This is a genomic window from Nitrosopumilus sp. Nsub, assembly GCF_001541925.1.
Lineage (GTDB): Archaea > Thermoproteota > Nitrososphaeria > Nitrososphaerales > Nitrosopumilaceae > Nitrosopumilus.
On record NZ_LQMW01000023.1, the window covers coordinates 91,016 to 100,939 of the forward strand.

The window sequence follows — 9,924 nt, forward strand, 5'->3', positions numbered from 1 at the left end:
AAAACATATTCTGAATTTTAAGGGTTATTCTATAAATCTAGAATAAATAAAGTTTTAAAAATACAAATTAATTTTTCACAAAATAATTTTTTATTTTTTGATCACAGTTCAACTACAACAATGACTTTATCAGATTCCTTAAATTCTTGGCCTATTGCATCGACAATACTAGAATTAGATGTTAAACTAGAATAATCTATTAGTTTCAAATCAGTCAACAAATGTACTTGAGGTGCAATATCATTATTTCTTGATTTCAAAAATTGTTGAACATTGTCTTTTGTTTCTTTTTCCTCTCCAGAAAAAATTTTTCCATTTTTTATTGAGAGTTTTAGTCTGCCAAATTTGTCCAATATTATTATTGGAGTAATCTTTTTCTTTACAAATAATTTCTTTTTTATAATATTTCCAGCAAATACAAAGTAATGTTCAGTTTCATGAATCAAATCAATTAATGATTCATCCACTTCTAAGATTTCAGCGCATCTCATTTTTGATTCTTCTTGTGAAAAAACAGATTTTGATGTAGTTACACTATCTAGTTCAACATTTCCAGTAGCAGAAATTCTAAGAATTGCTTTATCAGATAAATATTCAGTATTTACTAAAATCGATTCAGGTGTTGCTCCTCTTTCTGTAAGGATGTTGTGAATTTTTTTGCATTCTTGAGATATTTTTTCAGGCGTTGGTTCAATCATACTAACTTCCGTTTCTTCTTGTAACATTGATGATGCAACACCTATTGAAGAAATTACTTCAGCATTGTCACATTTTGCATATTTTATTCCCATCTGCTTTGAAACAAATGGAACCAATACAGAAGCACCACCACCTGCACCAATAATTTGTGTGGACTGTGAAGATAGTTTGAATTCCTTTAGAATTTTACTTACTGTTTTAATTATTGTCAATGATGCTGTTTGAATAATTGAATTTGCAGCCTCAAAAAATGATACACCTAAATGCTCTCCAAGTATGGTAAGTGCAATTTTTGCTGATTCTTGATTTGCATAAGCATAATCACCTTGGTCAATGGAGTCAATTGCATTTGCAGCACACGTATTGGTAATTGCAAATGTTTTTCCATTATTTTCAATTGCTACATATTCATCATCATTTTCTTTAGGCTTTACAAAAATTATTTTTCCACCTTTCAGTTCTTCAGGTTCAGCATAACAGGAATATTTCAGACCTGCAATATGGGCACTACGCGGACCAACTTTGTCTATCTTATTATTTTTGAGTTGACACATGCTACCGCCTGCAACACCCAAAATCCTGACATCCATAGAACGAATACAAGTTGGATGCTCATTTATCGTAACATATCGAATTTCAGGTTTTCCGTTTTTTATAATACTGATGTTAGTACTGGTTCCACCTACCTCAACAAAGATTCCATTTGTAACTCTTTGATGCAATAGTCCGCCTGCAACACTAGCAGCAGGTCCAGAAAGAATTGTCAGGATAGGTTTTGTTCTAAATGTTTTCATGCTTGTAACTCCTCCATCCCCTTTCATGATCATTAAAGGTGCCTTTACACCAAAATCAGTAATTGCATTTTCAACATAATTTGCAACTTGAACTGTCTTAGGTAATACACTAGCATTAACAGCAGCAGTTAAAGTTCTGATTTCTAATCCATAAATTCCAGATATTTCATGTGATGCAGTTGATGGCAATTCTAATTTTGATGCCATATTCATTACAAATTTTTCATTTGAAGGATCGTCTACTCCAAATGCTTCTGTAGCAACAATTACTTTGGCTCCATCATCTTTTAATTCTTGAACTACTTGTTTTACCTGTTCTTCAGAAATTAATTCAGAAGTGTCTAAGAAATGATGTGATGTTTTAAGATCTTTCTTGGAATTGATTTTTGGATCAGATAAATCGGTACGTTTTACTACATCCTTTTTCGTTGGTCCAACCCCCATTGCTATTATCCCTACTTTGAATGTGTCACTTTCTAATAATGCATTAATTGCCTGAGTCGTACTATGTGAAATTAATTCTATAGAATCAAATGTAATTTCAGATGAATTCATAATATTTCCCAATACTGTAATGATTCCTTCTGAAACACCTTTTTCAGATGTATGTGTGGTAAGAACTGTAGATTTTCCCAAAATATCACCAGATTTAAGATCCAATGCAACAGCTTTTGTGAAAGTTCCACCTACATCTATGCCTACACGAACTCTATTTTTTTTATTCATTAACTTTTCTTGATTTTCTCATCTCGGCTATTTTATTCTCGCGTTTTGGTCTCAAAACCAAAACATAAGATGCAGCAGCAAGATAGATTCCAAGAAGAATTATCTGACCAACTACAGTTTCTAATGTCGGATATATTCCTGTCATCGCAGCTAGATTGATATCTAATCTAGGAATGATTCCAATCATTCCAGTATATGGCATAATTTCTATAACTTGAAGTTCTCTAATTGCATTGCCCAAAAATGCAATTGACAAATATGCGCCTACACCCATTGTGAGTCCAAATAATGCACGTAGTGGCAATCGTTTTCCAAGTTTTCTCATGATATAAAATAACAATAACAAGGAACCCATACCAACAATGAATCCTAATATGACATATACTTCCATATATTTTGCAAACGAAGACATTGCTTGATAGAATAAAACAGTCTCAAATCCCTCTCTATACACTGTAAAGAATGCTAATCCAACAAACACCATTACACTACCAGTAGTTGTGGCTTGCCAAACTTTTGCCTTGACAAATTCCATCCATTTTTTATGTTCAATTTTATTCAAAACCCAGAAACTTACGTAAAACAAAATTGCAGTTGCAGATAATGCAGCAATAGCTTCTATTAATTCACGATTAGCACCAGATATTTCAATTATGTATGATGCAATTACCCAAGTAATCCCTGTTGCACCAATTGCTGCAACTACTCCATAGTATAGATATTTTTTATATTTTGTATTTCGTGATGCTTCAAGATATGTAATAATTGCACCTAAAATTAATACTGATTCTAAGCCCTCTCTAAAGATAATTGCAAATGAAGAAGTAAATGCAATTGCAGGTGCAAGAGTACCAGTTCCACTAACTAGTCTTTCAGATTCATCTAAATTTCTTTTAATTTTAATTGTAACATCTTTAATTTCTTCAAAATCTGCTTGTTGTTTAATTAAACTTCTAAGTTCTGCAAATTGAAATTCTACTTCTAATGTGAAGTCAGGATCAATTGCTCTCAAGGGAATTTCTACAAATTCATAACTATCAAGATATGCAGTTCTTGCTGAATTATATGCTTCTGGATATTGTCCGTCCTGATATTGAACTAACACAAGTTGTAATGTATCTCTAATAAAATCAATTTCACCCCTAACTCCTGACTTTTGGGTATCAGTTGCATCGCCCATTTCTTTTAGTTCTCTATCCATTTTACTTTGTAAAATTGATTTGTCTGCTTTAGTTACTAGGTCCTGAGCATATGCTAAATCAGGTAAGATGGATTCTTCTAAGAATGCTCTAATCGCAGCAGGACTTTCTTTGAACTTGATCATTTTTCTAAGTTCTTCTCTCATGTCAATTTCTAATTTGTATAGATGTTCTGCATCAACTTTTTCAATGTCAGGTTCTAGGTATTCAAAATTTTCAAGATATGCTTCAATTCCTAATTCTTCTGCTTGAGCATAATCACCGTTATCTATTGCAACTAGTAATTCTTTGTAAAGTGCCCTTATGTTTTCATATAATTTTTCTTTTTCATAAGGAACTGCTTCAATACCTGTAAAGTCTCTATTAATTGCAGTAATTAACATCCCTACACTAGTAAATTTTTCTCTATTTTGTATATGGTTTTTTAAATCAACTAAAAAATCAGAGATTTCCAATGTTAGTCGTTCATCAAAATCAGTTTTTTCAAATAATACGATAACTCGTTCCAATAATTTTTCTGAAACTTCATACCTATATTCATCACCTTCTTTGTTTGCAATTTGATATTGCTCGTCAACAGTTGTTAAAATCATGGCGTTAGCCATTCCGTAGTCAGGGGAATTAATTTCATATTGTTTTAACAAATTTTTAATTGTGGCAACATTATTAGATATTAGATTTTCATTTCCAGATTTAATTTCATTATGCATGTCTAAAAGCAAGATATGGATTTCATCAGTTATTTCAGAATTTGATTCTCGTAAAGTTAGTACTTGTAATGAGAAAAATTCTGAGTTTTCTTTTGTCAATTGTTTGGCTTGTTCAAAATTTCCATTCTGAACATTATCATCTACCACATCTAATGATACTGCCAATATTTCCGTAGTACTTAGTACTACAGTATCCATGTTTGTTGTTTCAGCTAATACCTCAATATTGGGTGCAATTGATGCAAACATGAGAATTGCAAAAAATATTCTAATCAAATTATTTTTTTTTGACATTCCATTTTGAGATTTCCTTAAGAGTATTAATGCCTTATAATTCTATGATTATAGAATAAGATTTTAGAATAAAAAATAAACAAATTATTTTTAAGTTTTATGTACATTTTAGAAAAAATTTCAATATGAATAGAAATTTGATATTTAAAACAAGAGTAAGATTATGACAACATGTGAAAATTATGGAGTAAGGCGGTCTACATCTCTTGGATAAAATGTTGTATCTCTAATATTCTCAGTTCCAGTTAAAGCCATAATTAATCTCTCAAGGCCAATACCACAACCAGCGTGTGGCGGTACCCCATAATCAAATGCATTAAGATGATATTCAAAGGAATCAGTTTTCATGCCCTTGTTGCTCATTCGTTGAGCTAATTCATCACGTTTTTCAATTCTTGTGCTGCCTGATGATAATTCCAAATCTCCAAACATCAAATCAAATGATTCAGAAATTTTTGGATTGGATTTACTGTCTTTAACATAAAATGGCTTTGGACCTAAAGGCCAATCAGTAATAAAGTAAAATCCATCTAATCCAATTTTTTTAAGATTTGAGGGATACAAGTCATCACCCCATTCTGTTTTTGCCCCTGCCTTTTGCATTCTATCAACTAGATCATCGTAGGTATATCTTGGAATACTTTCAGGGACTGGAGTTGGAGTAAATTCAGAATCAGGATTATTTTTAATGTAGTCATTTACTGCATTTATTGAAACTTTAATGATATCTTCAATTCTGTTCATTACGTCGTTGTAATCAACAAAAGCTTCTTCCAAATCAATTGAAATTGCTTCAGCCAAGTGTCTGTTTGTCCTAGAAGGTTCTGCTCTAAAGATTGGGGCAATCTCAAAAACTTTTTCAAAACTCATCGTCAGTTGTTCTTTGTACAGTTGGGGACTTTGAGCCAAAAATGCTTCTTTGTTGTAATAAAATATTGGAAACAATGCAGCACCACCTTCAGTAGCTGTTGCAATCATTTTTGGAGTATTAATCTCAACAAAGTTTTGATCATTGAAATAATCTCTAATTGTCTTTAGAACTAAACTTCTAGTTTTGAAAACATGTTGTAATACATTTCGTCGCAAGTCAATTGGTCTGACTTCTAAACGAGTATCAATATTTTTTACAGTTTTCACAGTTGGCTCAAATGGAGGAACTTTTGTTACTTCAGAATAAACTCGCAATTCAGTTGGAATTATCTCATAACCGCCAGGAGCTTTTTCTGAAGACTTTACTTTTCCAGTTACGCCAATTGATGAATGAGCTTTTAGTGCGGATATTTTTTCACGTATTTCATCAGAACAATCTCCTTTTTTTGCAATAACTGAAAGACTTCCATTTTTATCTTTAATAGTTGCAAAGCTGATATTTCCGTGTCCTCTTACAGTCAAAACCCATCCCATGACAGTGACTTCACTACCGTCCATAGATGCGTTAATTTCATCAGAATAGTGAGATCTTCTCAAATTTCCCAGTTCAGTTTCAATCATAATTTATAATATTTCCATATTTTATGGTGTAATTAATTTTTTCAAAGGGATCTTTTCCAAAATGATTGATTTTCATAATGTTTTTACAGCCCTAAAGAGTCATTTAATGCAGTATGGCAAATATCTTGATTGCACTAGTAATTGCAATGTTTGTTGGCACTGCAGTATTTGTGGGATACAATTATTCTCAGAGTTATTCTGATGATGCAGGAGGCCATAGCATCCCAATAGATCTACATATTGTAGAAACAACTCCCGAATTACTACAAATTATTGAAAAACAAGATGGATTTCAAACAATAATCTAAATTTAGATTAAATAGACAAGGATTTTCAGATATTATCATGGCACTAACTAACAAAGAAAAGATGATTTCAATAATTTCAAATGGAATTGCAGTATTTTCATTATTGCAAGAACGAGAAGAATTGCCAAAAAATACAACAATGTATGATTTTGTGCTAAAAGTGATTCCTGAAGACATTAAATCCGAATTAAGTGTAGAGTTAATTGATGAGGTATTTCGATACGTCACATCTGCACACAGTTCATCAAAAAGTAATGAATCAAAACAATAATGGAATTTTCCAATTCTGAAAATAATGATGAAATTCTCAAGAGTTTAACTGCAATTGATTTTGTTGTTCTTGCTGCAATGCATGAAACAGATTTGAAAACTATGATCAAAATTAATGCATTTGAATTAATAAAAAGCTGTGAAAAATTCTTTGATTGTAAATTTATGCAAAAAATGAAACACCAGCCACCGCCAGAATTAAAAATTAAAATTCAGAATTGGCTAAATTCCATTGAATACAAACAATACACACAAAATACAAATCAAACATTAAGTGTTGAGCATAAAGAAAATATTAGAAAAATCTATTTAAAATTAGGATTAAAATCTCATGACTTGTCAGAATTAACTGATGATGGCAAACAGTTTCTGGAAAAAGCAAAAACAGACGTACAAGAACAGTGGATGACGCTAGTAAAATATCATGAAACAAACAATCCCACAAAACTAAAAGAAGAGATGGACAAATGTGGAAAGTTCATACCCATAATGTTTACTAGTAAAATTGCAACTCCGAGATTATTTTCTGAAATGTTTAAAATGATGAATTTAAACATGTATGACTATCTTTCAAAAGACAAAGAAATTCATCCAATCTTTTTAGAATATCTGAAATAAAAGAGATAAATTTTACGCAAATTTTTATTTCGTATGCACTGTGATGATAAAAGAACCCTGTTTGTATTAAAACAAGAGATAGAAAAAACATGGGACGAGTTAAAAAAAGCAGATTTTAGCAAAGAGGAACTCATCACAAAACTATCTCAAGAAATTGAGGAATATTTTAAATACAAAAATTCTTCATCAAACTAGTAAAATTCTGCATATGATAAAATTACCTTGGTTTCTTTAATTGACGATCAGTAACATCATAGTAGTCAGATGTTAATTCATGTACTCTAGGCACAAATCAACTCCGTACTTTTACTGCAAGAGTCATGAATTTTCATTATTTTATTGGTTATATCACTAAACCGCGATCTAAATATACTAGTACGATCTAAGATAGAGTATGTCTTGCTGAGATAAAGAACGTCGATACGTCATATCTCTTCAGGACATGAAATTAACACTTATTTCTATGAATTTCTCAATATTTGTTACACATGTCAGATAAAATTACGGCAAAAGAATTGGCTGCACAAAAAAATGATTTTGTGATTATTGATGTGAGAGAATCTGATGAATTGTCAGGCGGAATAATTGAGGACTCTATCCACATGCCTTTAGGTTTGTGCATTAGAAACGTAAAGAAAAGTCAAATTGATGATTTGAAAGATAAGAAAATTTGCACATATTGTGGGACTGGTTATAGAGGAAACATTGCAGCTGATGAGTTAATCAAAGGCGGATTCAATGCAGTAACCCTGGAAGGCGGTTATTTGGCATGGATGTAGATAATTCCATTGATGAAGAAAACAAAATGATAGATGAAGAAAATAGAAAAATTGATGAGTACAATCTCAAAGTTGACAAGTACAATAAAGCATTAGAAGACGGTGAAGACCCTGATGATAATTTTTAAGAGGATGTAAAATGAAAGAAGATTCTCAAATCCCCACAAAAGAGGAAATTATAAAAAACATGGCAAAGCACCTGCAAACTAATTTCGAAGATGGTGAAGAGGTACTAATTAGAACATATGACCTTGCTTTCATGAAGGGAAAGATGGAAGCCATTTCAGAGATGAAAAAAACAAAACAGTAAAAAAATTGATCATGTCTGAATCATCTATTTGACACTCTTACTATTGCAGAGCCTAACACAAAAAACCCTTTGACTGGTACTTTTTCTTGTGTTTTACGACTATACGAGGTATTGTGTGAATTTGATACAACAATCAACTGTTGAAAAAATTTGATTTACAAGTTCCTTTGATGCAGTTATGGCAATTCAAAATAATCAGAAAAATAATGATCTCTATTATCCATAAGCAACTTTGTTGTAAGAAATATTCTACGAGGAAATATTTTTGCTTATGATATTGTCATCCTTTTGAGAAAAAATCAATTAGATAAGATTGTCTGGGCATAGTCATATCTGACTAGTTTCTTTCTTTGTGTCAAAATTGATGATGATTATTCTCTAAAATTTACAAGTTCAAACTTTAGTTGTTTGATTTGTTGTCCTAGGATTTTCATCTCAATTCTATTCATATCGACTGATGTTTGCATCTCCATATTATTACAAAATTAGTATAAGAACACGTGAATAATCTTCATTATCATCACAATTACGTACTAAGATCCACGTATTGAGGTCTATCAGGATAAACATAGGCAACATCTCCGCCACTGGCTGCCATTATTGCACCTGTGATTAATCCAAGTACAATTGGAATGTCCTTTTTACAATATGAACAATTCATGATTTTAGTAAAATATGAGAATTAGATAAGACAGTCTAAATATTCTCAACACTGATTGTCAGTTTTTGTTATTTTATTTTCCTAATTCCAACAATTGCAATAGCTGGAAGCCCTAGATACATCCCCAAATTCAATGCAATTACTGAGATTCCAATTCCCAATATTTCTGATTCCGATTCAGCGTTCTCCATTAATGATAATGTGGAAATCATTGGTGTGATTGCAAGCTTGACTGCCTCTTTGAAATATGGACTTTCACGTTCCATGTCCGCAATTGTTGGACTAAATGAATAGTAAATGTCATTGAACGTACTCATGAATGCAGTTCCAGATTCGGTGTTTAGTAATTGAGTATCTCTTAACTCACGAAGTTGTTGTACTTGTGGTGCTAATTCAGAACCATATGTTGCAGTAGCTATGAGACAACCTCCACCATTGCCTGTTTTCACACTAGTTGTTTCTTTTGCAGGTACAGATAATCCAGTTTTAGTAAAAGTTGAAACGTCAGTCCATTCTTTTAAAGTATAATCATTAATGTGATTTGCAATCAACATTGTACCTTCCATGAAATCGTAATCATCATGATAAATGGTAAATTCACCAGTATCTGTATCTCCCAACACCGTTGCAACATCTCCATTGCTTACAGAAATTGTAACTTTGCCTGGAGATTCAATAAAAACCGTTAATGGGTTATCCGGAGTAGGAATTTCATAAACATCTTTATCTAAAAATACGAGTACCACGCCAAAAGCAGTTGATGACATTGTCATCATGATCATAATTCCGATAATGATAGGTATTTTCATAAATTTCAATTAGAAAAAGATGTTAAAAAGATTGAGAGTAGTTCATTTGTATAAATATAATCTTCCAAGGTCTTTTGTACATAGAAAACAAGGTATTCTCATAACAGAATTTTGTGAAAAATAATTAGATAAGACTGTCTGCAAATTCTCAACACTGATCGCCAACAAAATTGATCAACATCCTGATTACACCTTTTGAAACATCTAATGGTCTATGAGTTGCAAGGAAGGATTTGTTCACAATTACTCCTATTTT

At 31.7% G+C, this 9,924-nt stretch carries 12 protein-coding genes; 7 read left to right on the forward strand and 5 right to left on the reverse strand.

The window, feature by feature from the left end:
- Positions 1-101: 101 nt before the first annotated feature.
- The 3 genes from AW732_RS07420 to aspS form a co-directional block, all read right to left on the reverse strand.
- The gene (locus AW732_RS07420; protein ID WP_067960750.1) at positions 102-2,219 is read right to left on the reverse strand and encodes a hydantoinase/oxoprolinase family protein; all 2,118 of its coding nucleotides are present in this window, start codon (positions 2,217-2,219) and stop codon (positions 102-104) included.
- Positions 2,212-4,422 (reverse strand): FTR1 family protein, encoded by a 2,211-nt coding sequence (locus AW732_RS07425; RefSeq protein ID WP_082697440.1) that lies wholly within the window; start codon positions 4,420-4,422, stop codon positions 2,212-2,214. Before AW732_RS07425 ends, AW732_RS07420 begins: the two co-directional genes overlap by 8 nt.
- Positions 4,423-4,602: 180 nt before the next feature.
- A complete protein-coding gene (gene aspS, locus AW732_RS07430; RefSeq protein ID WP_067960753.1) occupies positions 4,603-5,913 on the reverse strand; it encodes an aspartate--tRNA(Asn) ligase in 1,311 nt (436 codons plus the stop codon).
- Positions 5,914-6,026: 113 nt separating this feature from the next.
- Here aspS and AW732_RS07435 point away from each other — a divergent pair, with 113 nt between their 5' ends.
- From AW732_RS07435 to AW732_RS08605, 7 genes are all read left to right on the forward strand, one after another.
- Positions 6,027-6,221: a hypothetical protein gene (locus AW732_RS07435; protein ID WP_067960756.1), complete on the forward strand. Its 195-nt coding sequence runs from the start codon at positions 6,027-6,029 to the stop codon at positions 6,219-6,221.
- 37 nt (positions 6,222-6,258) lie between these two features.
- Positions 6,259-6,492, forward strand: a complete 234-nt coding sequence (locus AW732_RS07440; RefSeq protein ID WP_067960758.1) for a hypothetical protein — start codon at positions 6,259-6,261, stop codon at positions 6,490-6,492.
- Positions 6,492-7,109, forward strand: a complete 618-nt coding sequence (locus AW732_RS07445) for a hypothetical protein (protein ID WP_067960761.1) — start codon at positions 6,492-6,494, stop codon at positions 7,107-7,109. The genes AW732_RS07440 and AW732_RS07445 overlap by 1 nt, the downstream gene beginning before the upstream one ends.
- A gap of 33 nt (positions 7,110-7,142) precedes the next feature.
- A complete protein-coding gene (locus AW732_RS08820) occupies positions 7,143-7,304 on the forward strand; it encodes a hypothetical protein (protein WP_172790426.1) in 162 nt (53 codons plus the stop codon).
- Between the two features lie 293 nt (positions 7,305-7,597).
- A complete protein-coding gene (locus tag AW732_RS07450) occupies positions 7,598-7,888 on the forward strand; it encodes a rhodanese-like domain-containing protein (protein WP_067960794.1) in 291 nt (96 codons plus the stop codon).
- Positions 7,879-8,016: a hypothetical protein gene (locus AW732_RS08600; protein WP_156416089.1), complete on the forward strand. Its 138-nt coding sequence runs from the start codon at positions 7,879-7,881 to the stop codon at positions 8,014-8,016. Before AW732_RS07450 ends, AW732_RS08600 begins: the two co-directional genes overlap by 10 nt.
- 11 nt (positions 8,017-8,027) lie before the next feature.
- Positions 8,028-8,198 (forward strand): hypothetical protein, encoded by a 171-nt coding sequence (locus AW732_RS08605; protein WP_156416090.1) that lies wholly within the window; start codon positions 8,028-8,030, stop codon positions 8,196-8,198.
- 526 nt (positions 8,199-8,724) lie between these two features.
- Here AW732_RS08605 and AW732_RS09015 read toward each other — a convergent pair.
- On the reverse strand, positions 8,725-8,859 hold the full coding sequence (locus AW732_RS09015) for a hypothetical protein (protein WP_256381661.1): 135 nt from the start codon (positions 8,857-8,859) through the stop codon (positions 8,725-8,727).
- Between the two features lie 68 nt (positions 8,860-8,927).
- A complete protein-coding gene (locus tag AW732_RS09075; RefSeq protein WP_216634412.1) occupies positions 8,928-9,668 on the reverse strand; it encodes a CFI-box-CTERM domain-containing protein in 741 nt (246 codons plus the stop codon).
- Between the last annotated feature and the right edge of the window lie 256 nt (positions 9,669-9,924).

Excerpts from the sequence above, each read along its gene's own strand:
- AW732_RS07420 (WP_067960750.1), bottom strand. The coding sequence starts at position 2,219 with ATGAATAAAAAAAATAGAGTTCGTGTAGGCATAGATGTAGGTGGAACT.
- AW732_RS07425 (WP_082697440.1), bottom strand. The coding sequence starts at position 4,422 with ATGTCAAAAAAAAATAATTTGATTAGAATATTTTTTGCAATTCTCATG.
- aspS (WP_067960753.1), bottom strand. The coding sequence starts at position 5,913 with ATGATTGAAACTGAACTGGGAAATTTGAGAAGATCTCACTATTCTGAT.
- AW732_RS07435 (WP_067960756.1), top strand. The coding sequence starts at position 6,027 with ATGGCAAATATCTTGATTGCACTAGTAATTGCAATGTTTGTTGGCACT.
- AW732_RS07440 (WP_067960758.1), top strand. The coding sequence starts at position 6,259 with ATGGCACTAACTAACAAAGAAAAGATGATTTCAATAATTTCAAATGGA.
- AW732_RS07445 (WP_067960761.1), top strand. The coding sequence starts at position 6,492 with ATGGAATTTTCCAATTCTGAAAATAATGATGAAATTCTCAAGAGTTTA.
- AW732_RS08820 (WP_172790426.1), top strand. The coding sequence starts at position 7,143 with ATGCACTGTGATGATAAAAGAACCCTGTTTGTATTAAAACAAGAGATA.
- AW732_RS07450 (WP_067960794.1), top strand. The coding sequence starts at position 7,598 with ATGTCAGATAAAATTACGGCAAAAGAATTGGCTGCACAAAAAAATGAT.
- AW732_RS08600 (WP_156416089.1), top strand. The coding sequence starts at position 7,879 with ATGGATGTAGATAATTCCATTGATGAAGAAAACAAAATGATAGATGAA.
- AW732_RS08605 (WP_156416090.1), top strand. The coding sequence starts at position 8,028 with ATGAAAGAAGATTCTCAAATCCCCACAAAAGAGGAAATTATAAAAAAC.
- AW732_RS09015 (WP_256381661.1), bottom strand. The coding sequence starts at position 8,859 with ATGAATTGTTCATATTGTAAAAAGGACATTCCAATTGTACTTGGATTA.
- AW732_RS09075 (WP_216634412.1), bottom strand. The coding sequence starts at position 9,668 with ATGAAAATACCTATCATTATCGGAATTATGATCATGATGACAATGTCA.